Consider the following 16,648-nt stretch of genomic DNA (forward strand, 5'->3'; position numbering starts at 1 on the left):
GGGGTACGAGGCGCACGTCGACGCGCGCTCCTAGGCTGCTCCCATGCTCGGTTCCCTGCTCGATCACGCGTGGCGCTGGTCGCGGCGGCATCCCCTGATCGTGGACGCCCTCACGGCCCTGCCGTGGTGCCTGGTGTGCGTGCTCGTGCAGCCCGTCGAGCAGATCAGCACGGTGCAGCTGCTCGGCTGGCTGGCCGTCATCGCCGCCACCGGGCTGGCGCTGGCGCTGCGTTCCACGCGACCGCGCGCGGCGGTCGCGGTCCTCGCGGTCGCCTGCGTGGCGCACATCCTGATCCTCGACAGCTACACCGCCGTCGCCGCCGTGGCGGCCCTGTGGGCGGCCTACCTCTCGCAGGCGCGGCTGGGCCGGCCGCTGCGCCGCTGGGCAATGCTGGCGCTGCTGGCCGGGACCCTGTGGGCCGCCATCGACTACAGCCGCGACATCATCGACCTGCCGTGGTGGCAGCGCTTCCCGGTCCTCATCGTCGAGTGGCTGGCCGTGGGCTTCTTCGCGCTGCTGGGCGCGCTGGCCCGCAAGCGGGGCGAGGAGACCGAGGCCCTGCGACGCAGCCAGGCGCAGGAACTGCGGCTGGCCACGCTCGGCGAGCGCACCCACATCGCCCGCGAGATGCACGACATCGTCGCCCACTCGCTGGGCGTGATCATCGCCCAGGCTGACGGCGGCCGGTACGCCGCCGCGGCTTCACCCGGGGCCGCAGTGCGCTCGTTGGAGACCATCGGCGAGGTCGGCCGCGAGTCGCTTGCGGAGATGCGCGAGCTGCTGCACGTCCTGCGCTCCGACGACTCCCGCGACACCCTGCCCGCGCCGGGTCCCGGCGACCTGCCCGCGCTGTTCGACGACTATCGCCGGGCGGGCCTCGACCTGACCACGCGCATCGACGATCTCTCCCTCGCCCCCGCGGCGGGGCTGGTGGTCTACCGCATCGTCCAGGAGTCGCTGACCAATGTGCTCAAGCACGCCGGCCGCGTGGGTGCCGACGTCGCCATCGACCGCGCGGCCGACGGCGTACGCGTCGTCGTGACCAACCCGCTGCCCGCCCAGCTACCCGCCGCCGATGCGGGGCACGGGCTCATCGGCATGCGGGAGCGGGTCGACATGCGCGGCGGCACCCTGTCCGCGGGGGCGGCCGACGGGGTGTGGCGCGTGACGGCCCGGCTGCCCCTGCGCGACGACGAGTCCGCGGGCGGCACGGGCATGAAGGTGGTCGTGTGATCGGCGTCGGCCTGGCCGACGACCAGGCTCTGTTCACGCACGGAGTGGCCATGGTGGTCGACTCGCAACCCGACCTGCGCGTGGTGTGGCGGGCCGCCGACGGCGAGCAGGCGATCAACGCCAATGCCGACGCCACGGCCGACGTGGTGCTGATGGACGTGCAGATGCCCCGGCTCGACGGCATCGCGGCCACCCGGCGCATCGCCGCCGAGCAGAGCAGCCGCGTCATCATTCTCACCACCTTCGACGACGAGGACTACGTCACCGAGGGGCTGGCGGCCGGCGCCTCCGGGTTCCTGCTCAAGGACACCCCGCCCGAGCAGCTGCTGGCGGCGATCCGCACCGTGCACGAGGGAGACGCGGTGATCTCGCCGCGCTCCACGGCCCGTCTGCTCGAGCGCGTACGCCCGGCCCTCGGTGGGGGCGCCGCCGCGGCGGCGGGCGCCCAGCCCGGGCTCTCCCCCGCCGACCGGCGCGTGCTGGCCGAGCTGACCCCGCGGGAGCAGGAGATCCTCGTGGCCGTGGCCCGCGGCTGGACCAACCTCGAGATCGCCGAGCGTCTGTTCATCTCGATGCCGACGGTCAAGACCCACGTCTCCCACGTGCTGGCCAAGACGGGATCCCGCGACCGTGTGCAGGCCGTGCTGTTCGCCTTCCGCACGGGCCTCGTCGCGCCCGCCGATCTGCTCGCGGCTCATCCCGAGGGCTGAGGCCGCAGACCATCCCCGCGCACGATGCCCGGCGTACGCACCGACCGAGAGGCTCGGGGCATGGACATCATCACGACCTCCGGCCTGACCAAGGCGTACGGGAGCACGCGCGTGGTCGACGCGCTCGACCTGCGCGTGCCCGAGGGCTGCGTCTACGGGTTCCTCGGCCCCAACGGTTCCGGCAAGTCGACCACCATGAAGATGCTGCTGTCGCTCGTGCAGCCCACCGCGGGCGAGGCGCATGTGCTCGGCGAGCCCATGACGCGGGCGACCCGTCGGCGCCTGCTCACGCACATCGGTTCGCTGATCGAGGCGCCCTCGGTGTACGGCCACCTGACCGGCACCGAGAACCTGCGCATCGCGCAGCTGCAGCAGGGCCTGTCCGACGACGACGTCGCCGCCGCCCTGCGTACGGTGCGGCTCGAGCAGCACGCCGACAAGCTCGTGAAGAACTACTCGCTCGGCATGAAGCAGCGCCTGGGCATCGCGCTGGCGCTGGCCGCCAGACCCCGTCTGCTGATCCTCGACGAGCCCACCAACGGCCTCGACCCGGCAGGCATCGACGAGATCCGCGAGCTGATCGTCGGGCTGGCCGGAGCCGGCGTGACCGTCATGGTCTCGTCCCACCAGCTCGCCGAGATCGAGAAGATGGCCCAGGTCATGGGGGTCATCGATCGCGGGCGTCTGGTGTTCCAGGGCACCCGCGACGAGCTGTTCGCCCGGGCCACCCCCGCCCTGCTCATCGACTCCCCGCAGGCCGAGCGCGCCCTGGGCCTGCTCGGCACCATGCCCGCCGAGCGGCGGGGCACCACCCTGCAGCTGGCCGGTCTCGACGGCGACGCGACCGCCGACGTGGTGGCCCACCTGGTCCGCCACGACGTGCCAATCCACGGCGTACGCCGCCAGCAGCAGAGCCTCGAGGACGTGTTCCTCGAGCTCACCGGTCGCGGGGGTGCGCTGTGACAGCCCTGCGCGTGGAGATGCTCAAGCTGCGCCGCCTGCGGGTCTGGCTCATCGCGGGCGTCGTCTCGCTGGCCACGGTGCTGTTCAGCTCGATCCAGCTGTTCGACAAGGAATACCGGGCCCACATCAACGACCCGCAGCGCTTCCACTGGGCCGGCATCCTCCTCGGCTACGCGATGATCAAGAGCATGCTCGCCCCGGTCTTCGCGGCCGTGGTGGCCTCCCGCGTGGTCGATGTCGAGCACCAGGGCAACGGCTGGTCGCGCTCCGCGCTCTCGGGGCTGCGTACGGGAGGGCTCTGCGGGGTGAAGCTCGCCGTCCTTATCCCCCTGCTGGTCGCGGTGAGCCTGGCCGAGCTGCTGGTGCTGTACGCCGGGTCCCGCGCCGCGGGGGCGACGACCCCGCTGCCGGCCGGGCCCTGGGCCTGGTTCGCCGCGGCATCCGTCGCGATCACCGTGCTGCTCGTCGCGGGCCACCTGTGGCTGGCGGCGCGCGTCGACAGCCAGCTGGTCGTGCTCGGCGTGGGCGTGCTGGGCGGATTCATCGGGGTCTTCGCCATGCTGATGCCCCCGTTGGTCGCGCGGCTCACCCCGTGGGGCCAGTACGCCGCCGCGCTCCCCTTCACGATGACCGCCGGCGCCGACAACAGCTACGGGTACGCGGCGCTGCCGATCCCCTGGGCCACGACGCTGGCCTTCCTGCTCGTCGCCGGCGTCCTCGTGTACGCCGGGCTCCGCCACCTCGACCACACGGAGGTCTGACCCATGAACGTCATCCGAGCCGAGATCCTCAAGCTGCGCCGCGCCTCGTCGTGGGTCGTCGTGGTGGTGATCCCCCTGCTCACCGTCGTCACGGGCACGACGAACACCGTCCTGAACCTCGGCCAGCTGTCGCGCGGGTGGGAGTCGCTGTGGGGGCAGATCACCCTGTTCTACGGGTTGATCTTCCTGGCCGCGGGCATCGCCGTGCTGTCCTCGAGCGCGTGGCGCATGGAGCACCGCGGCAACTGGCACCGGCTCGCGGCCGGGCCGGTGGCCTCGTGGCAGATGTTCGGCGCGAAGGTGGTGTCGGTGTGGCTGCTGGTGGCGGCCATGCAGGCCGTGCTGCTGGCGGCCACCTGGGCCTCTGGCGTGCTCGTCGTGGGGCTGCCCGCCGTGCCCCCGGCGGAGGTCACCGGCGGCGCCGCCGTGACCGCGCTGGCCGCGGTGGGGGTCGTGGCGCTGCACTGCCTGCTGTCGATGGTCATCCGCTCGCACGCGGCCCCCGTCGCGCTGGCCCTGCTGGGCTGCGTGGGCTCGGTCGGGCTGATGCTCGCCGGGCAGGTGACCCTGTGGCGCCTGCAGCCCTACGGCGCGCTGCAGCGGGCGGCCAGCATCGGCGGCAGCGCCCTGGAGGGCTCGCCCGCGCTCAGCTGGTCCGGGGTGGCCGAGCTGGTCGTGCCCGCGGCCGTGCTCGCCGTGGCCGCGGGCGCGGTGGCGGTGGCGTACCTGGAGAAGCGCGACGTCCGGGCCTGAGTCAGGCCGTCCGGCACCACTCCAGGAGCCGGTCGACAGGCCAGGTGTTGATCACCCGCTCGGCCGGCACGCCGAGGCGTACGGCGCGTTCGCACCCGTACTGCTGGAAGTCCAGCTGTCCGGGTGCGTGCGCGTCGGTGTCGATCGAGAAGTGGCAGCCCGACTCGATCGCCAGCTCGATGAGCTCGTCGGGCGGGTCGCAGCGCTCGGGGCGCGAGTTGATCTCGACCGCCACCTGGAACTGCGCGCAGGCGGCGAACACCACCTCGGCGTCGAACACCGACTGCGGGCGCGTACCCCGCTCGCCCTCCACGAGGCGCCCGGTGCAGTGGCCGAGCACGTTCACCGCGGGGTTGGCGATGGCGGTGACCATGCGATGGGTCATCGACTCGGAGTCCATGCGCAGCTTGGAGTGGACGGAGGCCACGACGACGTCGAGCGAGGCGAGCAGGTCGGCGTCCTGGTCGAGCGCACCCGTGTCGAGGATGTCGACCTCGATGCCCTTGAGCACGCGGAACCCCGGCATGACCGCGTTCAGGTCGCCCACGTACTGCATCTGCTCCATGAGCCGCTCGGCACTCAGGCCGCGCGCGACCTTCAGGCGCGGCGAGTGGTCGGTGATCGCGCAGTACTCGTGGCCGAGCTGCTGGGCGGTCAGCATCATCTCCTCCAGCGGCGAGCCGCCGTCGGACCACGTCGAGTGGCAGTGCAGGTCACCGCGGAGCTTCTCGCGCATCGCCTCGCCGCCGGTCGCCAGCGGCTGCTTCGCGGCCCGCAGCTCGGCCAGGTAGTCGGGTACGCGACCCTCCAGCGCCTGCGTCACCACCGCGATCGTCTTAGGGCCGAGCCCCGGCAAGGAGCTCCAGTCCCCGGCGCGCTGGTGGTCGTCGCGGATGCCGCACGTCATGCTCGACAGCTGGTCGGCCGCCCTGCGGTAGGCCTTGATCCGGTGGGTGTCGGCACGGGTGCGCTCGAGCAGGAAGGCGATCTCACGGAGGGCGTTGACGGGATCCACAGCCGGATCCTAGCGGCGAAGTACGCTGAGCCCATGTCACCGGAGGTCCCCGGCCCACGCTCGCCGCACCTGTCGTCACGCCAGCGCGCCGCGATCACGAAGCGGCTGCGCGGTGTCGCGTCCCCGATGGCCACGGCGACCCTGGCCGAGATGGAGCGCCGCCACGACTGGTTCACCACGATGGACCCCGACAACCGCTCCTGGATCGGCGTCGTCGCCCGCGCCGGCATCGACGGGTTCGTCGGCTGGTTCGCCGACCCGGAGGCCGCCGCCGACGGCATCGACATCTTCGGCACCGCACCCCGCGCCCTCGCCCGCCACATCACCCTCCACCAGACCGTCGAGCTGGTGCGTACGACCATCGACGTGGTCGAGTCGAAGCTGCAGGAGCTCATGCCGCGTGGCGACCGGCCCATCCTGCAGGAGGCGATCCTCACCTATTCCCGCGAGGTCGCGTTCGCTGCGGCCGAGGTGTACGCCCGGGCCGCCGAGACCCGCGGCGCCTGGGACGCCCGCCTCGAGGCGCTCGTCGTCGACGCCATCGTGCGCGGCGAGACCGACGAAACCGTGCTCTCGCGCGCGTCGACGCTCGGCTGGACCACCGCGAGCGCCGTCGCCGTGATGGTCGGCACCGCTCCCCCGCAAGACGACCCCCGACTCGGCGAGACCCTGCGCCGACGGGCCCACAAGGTCGGCGTCGACCTCCTGTCCGCCGTCCAGGGCGACCGGCTCGTCGCCATCCTCGGTGGTGAGGCGCTGACCGAGGTCGATCCCCCTGCACTCGTCGCTCTGGCCGAGCACTTCGGTCCCGGCGCCGTCGTCGTCGGGCCCGTCGTCGACCACCTCGTCGACGCCGCCGGAAGCGCGCGCGCAGCCCTGTCCGGTGTGCGCGCCGCCGTCGCCTGGCCCGAGGCCCCGCGGCCCGTGTCCGCGTCCGACCTCCTGCCCGAACGTGCACTGTCCGGTGACGGACACGCCCGCCGCGAGCTCGCCCACGACGTGTACGGCCCGCTCGTCGACGCCGGTGGCGGCCTGCTCGAGACGCTGGTGTCGTTCCTCGACCACGGGTCTTCGGTCGAGGGCTCGGCACGCTCGCTGTTCGTGCACGCGAACACCGTGCGCTATCGCCTGCGCCGCATCCACGACGTCACGGGCTTCAACCCGTTCGACGCGCGCGACGCCTACGTCCTGCGCATCGCCCTCACTCTCGGGCGCCTCCTCGGCTCCCGCTGATCCCCGCCCCCGCCGCCGGTCTCCCAGCGAGGCCGCTGAAGGACCGACAGTGCGTGGACGGGACGACGGAGGGCGGCCGCCGTCTCACGCTGCGTCCGGTGCTCGAGACGGCATGGCCCCCGTCTCAGCCACGCAGAGGCCCCCACGGCGCAGATCCGGGTCGTACGACCACGTCACACGATTGTGGGAACCCCACAAATCCGCTGTTTTCTTTTCGTGATGTCCCGAAGCGAAACGGCGTCCGGAGCGCGGCAAGGTGGAGACGTGCTCGCAATCGTCTGCCCAGGTCAGGGCGCCCAGACCCCCGGTTTCCTCTCGCGCTGGTTGGAGGATCCCGTCCTGCGTGCCCGGCTCGAATGGCTGTCGGCTGTCGCCGGGATGGACCTCGTCAGGCACGGCACGGAGTCGGACGAGGACACCATCCGCGACACCGCCGTCGCCCAGCCGCTGCTGGTCGCTGCGGGTCTGGTGTCGGCGCTGGCGCTGTTCCCCCACCCGGCCGAGGCGTTCCGCATCGTCGGCGTGGGCGCGGGTCACTCGGTCGGCGAGATCACCGCGGCGGCGGCTGCGGGCGTGCTGAGCGCCGAGCAGGCGATGGTGCTGGTCCGCGAGCGCGGCAACCAGATGGCCGTGGCCTCGGCCGCGACGCCGACGTCGATGACGGCGGTCGTCGGCGGCGACCGCGACGAGGTGCTGGCCGCACTCGACAAGCACGGCCTCACCCCCGCCAACAACAACGGCTCCGGCCAGATCGTCGCCGCTGGCACGGTCGAACAGCTCGAGGCGCTGGCCGACGACGCACCGCGTCGCGCCCGCCTCTTCCCGCTGTCGGTCGCCGGCGCGTTCCACACCCACCACATGGCCCCGGCGGTCTCCCACCTGGAGCACCTGTCCCGTGCGATCAGCACGCACGACCCCCGCGTAAACCTCCTGTCGAACCGTGACGGCGTCGTCGTCCAGACCGGCCGCGACGTCCTCGACCGGATCGTCACCCAGGTCGCGAATCCGGTCCGCTGGGACCTGTGCATGGAGACGATGCTCGACCTCGGTGTGACGGGCCTGCTCGAGCTCCCGCCGGCGGGCACGCTCACCGGCATCGCGAAGCGGAACCTCAAGGGCGTCGAGACGTTCGCCCTCAAGACCCCCGACCAGCTCGACGAGGCCCGCGAGTTCGTCCGCACCCACGGGGAGCCGTCGACGCCCTCGGCGATGTACGCCACCCCCACGTGGCGCATGGTCGTCGCCCCGGGCAAGGGCCAGTTCACCCCCGCCGACGGCATCGAGACGGGCTCGGTCCTGGCCCCGGGTGCGGTCGTCGGCCACGTCGCGACGCTGCGCGACAGCCAGCCCGTCGCCACCCCGCACGGCGGCACCGTGATCGAGGTCCTCGTCTCCGCCGACGACCCTGTCTCCCCCGGCCAGCCGCTCGTGCGCCTCTATCCCGAGTCCGAGAACGCCCACGCCACGGAGGTGTCCCAGTGACGAAGTCCATCCAGGCGTCGACCGGCGCCCCGTTCAGCCGCGTCCTCGCGTTCGGCTCCCACCGTCCCGCACGGGTGGTGACCAACGAGGAGATGTGCACGATGATCGACTCCACCCCGGAGTGGATCGAGCAGCGCACCGGCATCGTCGAGCGCCGCTGGGCGACCGAAGGCGAGACGGGCACGACGATGGCACTGTCGGCCGCCCGCCAGGCACTCGGGCGCGCCGGCCTCGAAGCCTCCCAGATCGACACCGTCATCTGCGCGACCGTCACCCATCCCCGCGTCACCCCGGGCATGGCCCCCGTGCTCGCGAGCGAGCTGGGCGCGACGGGTGCGGCGGCGTACGACGTGTCGGCGGCCTGCGCCGGGTTCTCCTACGGGCTGGCCCAGGCCGACTCTCTCGTACGTACCGGCGCCTCCACCCATGTGCTGGTCATCGGCGTCGAGCACCTCACCCGCATCACCGACTTCACCGACCGCGGCACCGCCTTCCTGTTCGGCGACGGCGCCGGGGCGGCCGTCGTCGGCCCGTCCGACACCCCGGGCATCGGCCCGGTCGTGTGGGGCTCCGACGGCGAGGCCGCCGACGTGATCCACACGCCGCGCTACGACGAGTACGACGGCGAGGGCCTTCCGAAGCTGGTCATGGCCGGCCAGCCGGTGTTCAAGTGGGCGTCCACCTACGTGGCCCGCCAGACGATGACCATGCTCGAGCGCGCAGGACTGACCCCCGACGACCTCGACGTGTTCATCCCCCACCAGGCGAACAACCGCATCATCGACGCGATGATGCGTACGCTCCGCCTGCCCGAGACCGTGCTGGTCGCTCGCGACATCCGTCACCAGGGCAACACCTCGGCGGCCTCGATCCCGCTGGCCGTCGAACGCCTCCACGCCGACGGCTACGAGACCTCCGGGAAGATCGGCCTGGTCGTCGGCTTCGGCGCGGGCCTGGTCTTCGCTGGCCAGGTGCTCGTCCTGCCCTGAGCACCCTAGATCCCCCGAACACCCCTGAATCCCTACCAAAGAGAAAACAACACAAGGAGAATCCCATGGCCGCCACCGAAGAGATCCGCACCCAGCTCGCCGAGATCGTCCACGAGGTCTGCAACGTCCCGGTCGAGGACGTCCAGATGGACAAGTCCTTCATCGACGACCTCGACGCCGACTCGCTGGCCATGAGCGAGATCATCTACGCCGCCGAGGACAAGTTCGGCGTCTCCATCCCCGACGAGGAGGCCAAGAACCTCAAGACCGTCGGCGACGCCGTGGCCTTCATCGAGAACGCCCAGGGCTGAGCCACCCCCACACCCCACCAGCACCACGGCCCCGCCCGCCGGCGACACCGGCGGGCGGGTGCCGACCCACACCCACGAACCTGGAGCAGGACATGACCCGCACCGTTGTCATCACCGGTATCGGCGCCACGACGCCCCTCGGCGGCGACGCCGCCACCACCTGGGAGGGCCTGGCCGTTGGCCGGTCCGGCGTCGTCACCATCACCGAGGACTGGGCGGCCGACCTGCCCACCCGATTCGCCGCGCGCTGCCCCGCCGACCCGCAGGACGTCATCCCGCGCGTCGAGGCCCGCCGCATGGACCGTTCGTCGCAGCTCGCCGTCGTCGCCGCCCTCGAGGCCTGGTCCGACGCCGGCCTCCAGCTCGGTGACGACAACGACCTCGACCCCGACCGCACCGCCGTCTCGATCGGCACCGGCATCGGCGGTCTCAGCACCATCATCGACAACTGGGACACGCTCAAGGAGCGCGGCGTACGCCGGGTCTCCCCGTTCACCATCCCGATGCTGATGGCGAACGCCCCCGCGTCCAACGTGGGCCTGCGCATCGGCGCCCGCGCCGGCGTGCACACCCCTGTCTCGGCCTGCGCGTCCTCGAACGAGGCACTGGCCCAGGCGCTCGAGATCATCCGCGGCGGACGCGCCGACGTCGTCGTGGCCGGCGGAACCGAGGGTGTCGTCCACCCGCTGCCCATCGCCGCCTTCGGCCAGATGCAGGCGCTGTCGCGCCGCAACGACGAGCCCGAGCGCGCCTCCCGACCGTGGGACACCGGCCGTGACGGGTTCGTCCTCGGTGAGGGCGCGGCCTGCTTCGTGCTGGAGAGCCTCGAGCACGCCCGTGCCCGGGGCACCCGCATCTACGGAACGTTCGCCGGGGCCGGGCTGTCGGCCGACAGCCACGACATGGTCCAGCCCGACCCCTCGGGCCGTGGCCAGGCGTCGGCGATGCGCCGCTGCCTCGAGGACGCGGGCCTGTCGCCCGACCAGATCGACCACGTGAACGCGCACGCCACGTCGACCCCGCAGGGCGACATCACCGAGGCCGGCTCCATCCGCCAGGCCCTCGGCGACGCGCCTCGCGCCGTCGTCACCGGCACCAAGTCGATGACCGGCCACCTCCTCGGCGCGGCGGGCGCCATGGAATCGCTCGCCACGGTCCTCGCGCTCCACCACCGCTCGGCGCCGCCGACGATCAACCTCGACGACCCCGAGCCCGACCTCGGCATCGACATCGCCGCCAACACGGCCCGCCCGCTCGGTGAGGGTGACCTCGCCGCGCTGAACAACTCCTTCGGCTTCGGCGGCCCCAACGTCTGCCTCGCCTTCACCAACGCCAACGCCACCGAGGGGACCAAGTGACGGCCACCGCCTCCCGCCCCGACCAGGCCACCGACACGGCCAAGAAGGCGAAGCTCCCCCGCGAGCTCGACCCGCGCAACCCCAACACCCGGCTCGCCGCCCTCCTGGACGAGGGGTCGGTCGAGCTCATCACCGCCGACGACGGCTCGGGCATGCTCGCCGCCACGGGCACGATCGGCGGCAACCCGGTCGTCGCGTTCTGCTCCGACGCGACCGTCATGGGCGGCGCCATGGGCGTCGACGGCTGCGAGGTCGTCGTGCGGGCATACGAGAGGGCCCTGGCCGATGGCGTACCCGTGCTGGGCATCTGGCACTCCGGCGGCGCGCGCCTCGCCGAGGGCGTCCTGTCGCTCGACGGCGTCGGCAAGATCTTCAAGGTCATGACCGATACGTCGGGGAAGATCCCGCAGATCTCCATCGTGCTCGGCTTCGCCGCGGGTGGCGCCGCGTACGGTCCCGCACTGACCGACGTGGTGATCCTCGCCCCCGAGGGCCGCATCTTCGTCACCGGCCCCGACGTGGTGCGCTCGGTGACCGGCGAGGACGTCGACATGCTGCGTCTCGGCGGCCCCGACACCCATGGTCGCCGTTCCGGCGTGGTCCACCTCGTCGCCGACGACGAGGCCCAGGCCCTCACCCAGGGCCGCACGCTGGTGTCGCTGCTGTCCGACCAGGGGACCATCGGCGACGACGTCCCCGACGAGGACCTCGCGGCCTACCTGCCCACCTCACCCAAGCGGGCGTACGACGTCCACCCGCTGATCGAGGGCCTCCTCGACGACGGCTCGGTGCTCGAGCTCCACCAGCGGTGGGCACCGAACGTGACCGTCGCGCTGGGCCGCCTCGACGGTCGCACGGTCGGCGTCATCGCCAACAATCCGCTGCGCCTGGGTGGGTGCCTCGACTCGCTGTCGGCGGAGAAGGCCGCACGCTTCGTGCGCATGTGCGACACGTTCGGCGTGCCGCTGGTCGTGCTGGTGGACGTGCCGGGCTACCTCCCGGGCGTGGGCCAGGAGTGGGACGGGGTCGTACGCCGCGGAGCTAAGCTGCTGCACGCGTTCGCCGAGGCCGTCGTGCCGCGCGTGACGCTGGTGACCCGCAAGGCGTACGGCGGCGCGTACATCGCGATGAACTCGAAGTCGCTGGGCGCGACGCGGGTGCTGGCCTGGCCGGGCGCCGAGGTCGCCGTCATGGGGCCCGTCGCAGCGGTACGCATCCTCCACCGCCGCAAGCTGGCGGAGACGCCGGAGGACATCCGTCCGCAGGTGGAGGCCGACCTCGCCGCGGAGCACGAGCGCATCGCCGGCGGTGTCGAGAAAGCCGTGGAAATCGGTGTGGTCGACGAGATCGTCGCCCCCAACCGTACGCGGTCCGCGATCGCGCGGGCAGTCGCGGCGGCCGACCGCGGCGAGCGCGGGCGGCACACGAACATCCCGCTGTGACCCACGGCCGCGGAGGGAGGTCAGACGACCTCGTGCAGCCAGCGGACGGGTACGCCGTCCCCGGCGTGGCGGAACACCTCGAGCTCGCTGTCCCATGGGCGGCCCAGGAGCTCGTCGATGGAGTCTTCGACGGACCTGCCACCCATCGCAGCGCCGACGACCGCCGCCTTCAGCCGGTCCTCATGGACGACGATGTCGCCGTGGGGGCCGGTGTCGGCGTGGAAGACGCCCAGGCTCGGGGTGTAGGACCAGCGCGAGCCGAGCGATCCGGCGTGGGCGTCCTCGGTGACCTCAAAGCGGATGCGCTGCCAGTCCTTCAGTGCGGACGCCAGAGACGCCCCCGTGCCGGCCGCGCCGTTCCACGAGAGCTCGAGACGGTAGGCGCTGCGCTCGGCCGGCTGCGGGAGCCAGTCGAAGTTCGGGCGCATGCCAAGGACGCCGCCGACTGCCCACTCGATGTGAGGGCACAGCGCTGACGGCGCAGAGTGGACGTACAGGACTCCACGTGTCGTGCTCATCGGTTCCTCCCCGGCGTTGAGTTTTGCCTTCCCCAGCATCCTCAACAGTGGGACTGAACCTCGTGCGCCCATTGTGCCTCACGAATCACACCAGCACCAGCCGGTCCTTCCCACGTGCGGGCTAGTGCGCCGCGGCGCCCGGCCAGTACGCATTGGGGTCGAGCCGCGCCCCGAAGATCGCCTGACCGACGCGGACGGTCGTCGCGCCGTACGCGATCGCGAGCTCGAAGTCGCCCGACATCCCCATCGACAGTTCGTCCCACCGACCGGCCGCGCGGTCGTTGTGCCGCAGTCGGTGCTGGAGGTCGGCCATGCGGGCGAAGCACGCCCCGACCTCCTCGGGGTCAGACGAGAACACCGCCAACGTCATCAGCCCGCGTACGCTCAGCGAGTCGAAGTCACCGAGCTGTTCGGCGAACCCCTCGACCTCCTCGACGGGCAGGCCGAACTTCTGCGGCTCCGCCGACGAGTTCACCTGCACCAGCACGTCGAGCGAACGGCCCTCGGCCTGGAGGCGCTTGTCGAGCTCGCGGGCGACCTTCAGCGAGTCAAGGGCATGGAACTCCGAGGCGAACCGCGCCAGAAACCGGGCCTTGTTCGTCTGGAGGTGGCCGATCACGGCCCAGCGGATGTCGGTGTCGGCGAGCTCCTCGGCTTTCTCCTGAGCCTCCTGAACCTTGTTCTCGCCGAAGACCTTCTCCCCCACCGCGTGCAGCGCGAGGATCTTGTCGGTGCCGTGGGTCTTCGACACCGGTAGCAGGCGCACCTCGCCGGAATCGCGACCCGCCTCGACGCACGCGGCGTCGACGCGCGAACGCACTGCGCGCAGGTTGGCGACCACGTCGGTCGTCGGGGTCGGCTGGGCGTCCGCGGACTCGGTCATGGGCCGATCCTAGGGCCAGCGCGCGCCCAGCGAGATCATGCCCAGACTGGCCAGGATGCCGAGCACGAGACCGAACCCGACGAACGTGCCGGTGATGTCCCGGTAGCCCTTCTCGTTGCCCGCCGAACGCTTGATGTCCTGGTAGGTCTTGCGCAGTTCCTCGGCCGAGGGCGCCTCGTAGGCCGTGCCGCCTCCGGCGTCGGCGATGTCGCGCAGTTGACGCGTGTTGACCGCGACCCGAGTACGCGAGTTGCCAGACTGGATGTAGCCGTGGTTGGTGCCGTACGCGATGGTGTGCACCGGAACGCCGCGCGACTTCGACTCCTCGGCGGCGGCGATCGGGTCGCGGCCGACGACGGACTCGCCGTCGGACAGCACCACCATGACGGCCGGGATCTTGCCCTTCGGGTCCCTGGGGTCGGGCGGCATCTGGGCCAGGGTGTCCAGGGCCGACCAGATGCCCTCGCCTATGGCGGTCGAACGTCGCAGCTGGAGCCGGTCGATGGCCGCCTTCACCGCACCCTTGTCGGTCGTGGGCGGCACCACGGGGTTGGCCGTCCCGGCGAACTCGACGAGCGCCACGTTGAAGCCGCTCGGCAGGGAGTCGACGAACTCCTTTGCCCCGACCTTCGCCGCCGCCAGGCGGTTCGGCGGGACGTCGTCGGCCTCCATCGAGAGCGACACGTCGAGCACGATCGCGATCGTGGCCCGTTCGCGGGGCACCAGCGTCTCGGCACGAGGACGCGCCCAAGCCAGCGTGAGCGACACGAGCGAAGCGAGCGCCAGGGCCACGGCGACGTGACGCACCCACGGGCGGTCGACGCTGCGGATCAGCGGACTCGTCGGCTTCCGGGCGCGGCGGAAGCCGAGTGCGAGGTAGGCCAGGGCCAGCAGCGGGACGACCAGCAACCACCACAGGCGTTGCGGGTCGCCGAAACTCGGCTGGGTCGCCAGTGGCGTCAGCCCGACCAGCAGGACAGGAAGGGTCATGGCCACCTCGCCGCCAGGGAGATCGCGCACAGCGCGGCGAGCACGGCGAAGCCGAAGCCGTAGCCGGCGTACACGTGGGTCGTCTCGCGCTCGGCCTTCTCGTAGCCCACCGACGAGCCGATGTTGGAGTAGACCTTCTTGAGCTGGTCGGGCGTGGCCGCCTTGAAGTATTCGCCACCGGTCTGCTGGGCGATGCGTTTCATCAGGTCGTGGTTGACGGGCACGAGCTCGCGCTTGCCCTCAAAGTCGACGTAGCCGTTCTCGGTGCCGTACGCGATCGTGTAGATCGGTCGCTTCACCTTCGCGGCCTCGGCCGCCCCCTGCTCGGCGGGACGCCCGATGGTGTTGGTCCCGTCGGACAGCAGGACGATCGCCCCGGGCGCGGGCTCGTCGGGCTTCGCCTTGTCGCGCGGGGCGGCGTCGAGCGCGTTGAGGGCCACCACGATCGCCTCGCCGATGGCCGTCGAGTCGCGCAGCGGTGCATTGTCGATGGCGTTGTTCACCGGTGCGCGGTCGACGGTCGGGGCAACGGCCATGGACGCGCTCCCCGACATGGTCACCAGGGCGACGTTGTATTTCTCGGGCAGCGAGTTCACGAAGTCCTTCGCCGCCTGCTTGGCCACGCTGATGCGGTCGGGCTTGACGTCCTTGGCCTGCATCGACTGCGACGTGTCGAGGACGACGACGATCGTCGCCCGCTCGCGCGGCACGTCGACGGTGCCCTTCGGCTTGGCGAAGGCGACGGTCAGCGTCACCAGCGACAGCAGCGACAGGGCGACCGCCAGGTGGCGGCGCCACTGCGACTGGGGCTTGACGACCACGCCGAGCATCGACGTGTTCGTGAACCGGATGCCGCGGCGGTTGCGTAGCCGCAGCAGGATCACGTAGAGGGCGACCAGCAGCGGCACGACCAGCAGGATGAGCAGGCGTACGGGCTTGTCGAAGGTCGGCAGCAGCGCCAGCGCGGTCATCGGCTCACCCCCTGAGGCGGTGCGTGGAGCATGCTGGCGACCCGCCTGTACGCCAGCACGAAACGTGCGATGTCGGCCACCCAGTCGCGGTCGGTACGCAGCTGGATGTGGCCCACGCCGGCGCGGCGCAGGGCCACGCGGACGCGTTCACGCTGGGCGGCGCTGGCGGCGTCCATGCGGGCACGGGCCGCCGCGTCTCCAGTATTGACGTAGCGTTCAAAATCGGTCTCGGGATCGCGGATCAGCATCTCGCCGACGTCGGGGAACTCGAGCTCGTGACGGTCGACGACCTCGATGGCGAGCACCTGGTTGCGCACGGAGAGGCGGCGCAGCGAGCGCTCCCACGCCGGCGGGACTTCGGGGTCGAGCTCGTGGTCGCCCGGCGTCAAGAAGTCGGACACGACGACACGCATGCCACGGCGCCGCTGCGTGCGCGTCAGCTGCTCGATGCCCTCCGGCAGGTCGATCTCGCCCGGCGCGTGGTCGGGGACGATCGGCTCCTCGAGCATCTGGCGCAGGAGCCCGTACAACGCCGTACGCCCCGAGCGGGCCGGCAGGCGGCGGATGCCGTCGGGCCGCATGATCATGCCGCCGAAGCGGTCGCCCATGCGCTGGGACAGGAAGCCGATCGTCGCGATGGCCGCGATGCCGAGGTCGCGCTTGGTGACGCCGTCGGTGCCCCAGTTCATCGACGGGGTCACGTCCAGCATCGCCCAGACCTCGAGCTCGCGGTCGGCCATGGTGTCGCGCACATGCGGGATTGTCGTACGCGCGGTCACCGCCCAGTCCATCTTGCGCACGTCGTCCTGCCCGGGCTGGTACATGCGGGCGTCGTTCGTGTCGGAGCCCGGGCCGGGCAACAGGCCCTGATGGTCGCCGTGCAGGAAACCCTCGAGACGGCGCACGATCGTCAGCTCAAGACGGCGCAGCGCCGCCTCGGGGGCGAGCTGGTGCAGCGGCAGCGTCGCCCCGCTGGGGGCGGCGACGATCGACTGCGCGGGCTCGTGGACGTGCGAGCTGGGCTGCTGCGTCATG

At 71.7% G+C, this 16,648-nt stretch carries 17 protein-coding genes; 11 read left to right on the forward strand and 6 right to left on the reverse strand.

The window, feature by feature from the left end; genetic code table 11:
• Positions 1 to 43 precede the first annotated feature (43 nt).
• Genes ACYVGD_RS09570 through ACYVGD_RS09590 form a run of 5 tightly spaced genes read left to right on the forward strand, consistent with a single transcriptional unit; the run spans position 44 to position 4,421 of the window.
• Positions 44 to 1,234 carry a sensor histidine kinase gene (locus ACYVGD_RS09570; protein WP_460743182.1) on the forward strand — a complete coding sequence of 397 codons (1,191 nt, stop codon included), beginning with the start codon at positions 44 to 46 and terminating at the stop codon, positions 1,232 to 1,234.
• Positions 1,231 to 1,944: a response regulator gene (locus ACYVGD_RS09575; RefSeq protein WP_460743184.1), complete on the forward strand. Its 714-nt coding sequence runs from the start codon at positions 1,231 to 1,233 to the stop codon at positions 1,942 to 1,944. The genes ACYVGD_RS09570 and ACYVGD_RS09575 overlap by 4 nt, the downstream gene beginning before the upstream one ends.
• A 60-nt stretch (positions 1,945 to 2,004) precedes the next feature.
• A complete protein-coding gene (locus tag ACYVGD_RS09580; RefSeq protein ID WP_460743186.1) occupies positions 2,005 to 2,907 on the forward strand; it encodes an ABC transporter ATP-binding protein in 903 nt (300 codons plus the stop codon).
• Positions 2,904 to 3,668, forward strand: coding sequence for an ABC transporter permease (locus ACYVGD_RS09585; protein ID WP_460743188.1), 765 nt, complete (start codon positions 2,904 to 2,906; stop codon positions 3,666 to 3,668). The genes ACYVGD_RS09580 and ACYVGD_RS09585 overlap by 4 nt, the downstream gene beginning before the upstream one ends.
• Before the next feature lie 3 nt (positions 3,669 to 3,671).
• A complete protein-coding gene (locus tag ACYVGD_RS09590) occupies positions 3,672 to 4,421 on the forward strand; it encodes an ABC transporter permease (protein WP_460743190.1) in 750 nt (249 codons plus the stop codon).
• Between the two features lies 1 nt (position 4,422).
• Here the strand turns inward: ACYVGD_RS09590 and ACYVGD_RS09595 are convergent, their stop codons facing one another.
• Positions 4,423 to 5,436: a PHP domain-containing protein gene (locus tag ACYVGD_RS09595; RefSeq protein WP_460743192.1), complete on the reverse strand. Its 1,014-nt coding sequence runs from the start codon at positions 5,434 to 5,436 to the stop codon at positions 4,423 to 4,425.
• Between the two features lie 126 nt (positions 5,437 to 5,562).
• On the opposite strand from ACYVGD_RS09595, the gene ACYVGD_RS09600 reads away from it, so the two are divergent.
• From ACYVGD_RS09600 to ACYVGD_RS09625, 6 genes are all read left to right on the forward strand, one after another.
• Positions 5,563 to 6,669 carry a PucR family transcriptional regulator gene (locus ACYVGD_RS09600; RefSeq protein WP_460743399.1) on the forward strand — a complete coding sequence of 369 codons (1,107 nt, stop codon included), beginning with the start codon at positions 5,563 to 5,565 and terminating at the stop codon, positions 6,667 to 6,669.
• A 264-nt stretch (positions 6,670 to 6,933) separates the two neighbouring features.
• A complete protein-coding gene (locus ACYVGD_RS09605; RefSeq protein ID WP_460743194.1) occupies positions 6,934 to 8,151 on the forward strand; it encodes an acyltransferase domain-containing protein in 1,218 nt (405 codons plus the stop codon).
• On the forward strand, positions 8,148 to 9,140 hold the full coding sequence (locus ACYVGD_RS09610) for a beta-ketoacyl-ACP synthase III (protein WP_460743196.1): 993 nt from the start codon (positions 8,148 to 8,150) through the stop codon (positions 9,138 to 9,140). The genes ACYVGD_RS09605 and ACYVGD_RS09610 overlap by 4 nt, the downstream gene beginning before the upstream one ends.
• Before the next feature lie 65 nt (positions 9,141 to 9,205).
• Positions 9,206 to 9,451 carry an acyl carrier protein gene (locus tag ACYVGD_RS09615; RefSeq protein WP_460743198.1) on the forward strand — a complete coding sequence of 82 codons (246 nt, stop codon included), beginning with the start codon at positions 9,206 to 9,208 and terminating at the stop codon, positions 9,449 to 9,451.
• A 92-nt stretch (positions 9,452 to 9,543) separates the two neighbouring features.
• Positions 9,544 to 10,809 (forward strand): beta-ketoacyl-[acyl-carrier-protein] synthase family protein, encoded by a 1,266-nt coding sequence (locus ACYVGD_RS09620; protein WP_460743200.1) that lies wholly within the window; start codon positions 9,544 to 9,546, stop codon positions 10,807 to 10,809.
• Positions 10,806 to 12,251, forward strand: coding sequence for an acyl-CoA carboxylase subunit beta (locus tag ACYVGD_RS09625; protein ID WP_460743202.1), 1,446 nt, complete (start codon positions 10,806 to 10,808; stop codon positions 12,249 to 12,251). Before ACYVGD_RS09620 ends, ACYVGD_RS09625 begins: the two co-directional genes overlap by 4 nt.
• 20 nt (positions 12,252 to 12,271) lie before the next feature.
• Here ACYVGD_RS09625 and ACYVGD_RS09630 read toward each other — a convergent pair whose 3' ends face one another.
• From ACYVGD_RS09630 to ACYVGD_RS09650, 5 genes are all read right to left on the reverse strand, one after another.
• Positions 12,272 to 12,769 (reverse strand): DUF3145 domain-containing protein, encoded by a 498-nt coding sequence (locus ACYVGD_RS09630; RefSeq protein ID WP_460743204.1) that lies wholly within the window; start codon positions 12,767 to 12,769, stop codon positions 12,272 to 12,274.
• A gap of 121 nt (positions 12,770 to 12,890) precedes the next feature.
• Entirely contained in the window at positions 12,891 to 13,652 is a 762-nt protein-coding gene (locus ACYVGD_RS09635; RefSeq protein ID WP_460743206.1) for a YggS family pyridoxal phosphate-dependent enzyme, read from the reverse strand.
• A gap of 9 nt (positions 13,653 to 13,661) precedes the next feature.
• Entirely contained in the window at positions 13,662 to 14,642 is a 981-nt protein-coding gene (locus ACYVGD_RS09640; protein ID WP_460743208.1) for a VWA domain-containing protein, read from the reverse strand.
• Positions 14,639 to 15,613 (reverse strand): VWA domain-containing protein, encoded by a 975-nt coding sequence (locus ACYVGD_RS09645; RefSeq protein WP_460743210.1) that lies wholly within the window; start codon positions 15,611 to 15,613, stop codon positions 14,639 to 14,641. Before ACYVGD_RS09645 ends, ACYVGD_RS09640 begins: the two co-directional genes overlap by 4 nt.
• Positions 15,610 to 16,647 (reverse strand): DUF58 domain-containing protein, encoded by a 1,038-nt coding sequence (locus ACYVGD_RS09650; protein ID WP_460743212.1) that lies wholly within the window; start codon positions 16,645 to 16,647, stop codon positions 15,610 to 15,612. Before ACYVGD_RS09650 ends, ACYVGD_RS09645 begins: the two co-directional genes overlap by 4 nt.
• Position 16,648 lies beyond the last annotated feature (1 nt).

Source organism: Mariniluteicoccus endophyticus, assembly GCF_054780035.1.

Coding starts and splice junctions, on each gene's coding strand:
- ACYVGD_RS09590 (WP_460743190.1), top strand. CDS start 3,672: ATGAACGTCATCCGAGCCGAGATCCTCAAGCTGCGCCGCGCCTCGTCG.
- ACYVGD_RS09650 (WP_460743212.1), bottom strand. CDS start 16,647: ATGACGCAGCAGCCCAGCTCGCACGTCCACGAGCCCGCGCAGTCGATC.
- ACYVGD_RS09570 (WP_460743182.1), top strand. CDS start 44: ATGCTCGGTTCCCTGCTCGATCACGCGTGGCGCTGGTCGCGGCGGCAT.
- ACYVGD_RS09580 (WP_460743186.1), top strand. CDS start 2,005: ATGGACATCATCACGACCTCCGGCCTGACCAAGGCGTACGGGAGCACG.
- ACYVGD_RS09615 (WP_460743198.1), top strand. CDS start 9,206: ATGGCCGCCACCGAAGAGATCCGCACCCAGCTCGCCGAGATCGTCCAC.
- ACYVGD_RS09640 (WP_460743208.1), bottom strand. CDS start 14,642: ATGACCCTTCCTGTCCTGCTGGTCGGGCTGACGCCACTGGCGACCCAG.
- ACYVGD_RS09600 (WP_460743399.1), top strand. CDS start 5,563: ATGGCCACGGCGACCCTGGCCGAGATGGAGCGCCGCCACGACTGGTTC.
- ACYVGD_RS09630 (WP_460743204.1), bottom strand. CDS start 12,769: ATGAGCACGACACGTGGAGTCCTGTACGTCCACTCTGCGCCGTCAGCG.
- ACYVGD_RS09645 (WP_460743210.1), bottom strand. CDS start 15,613: ATGACCGCGCTGGCGCTGCTGCCGACCTTCGACAAGCCCGTACGCCTG.
- ACYVGD_RS09635 (WP_460743206.1), bottom strand. CDS start 13,652: ATGACCGAGTCCGCGGACGCCCAGCCGACCCCGACGACCGACGTGGTC.
- ACYVGD_RS09620 (WP_460743200.1), top strand. CDS start 9,544: ATGACCCGCACCGTTGTCATCACCGGTATCGGCGCCACGACGCCCCTC.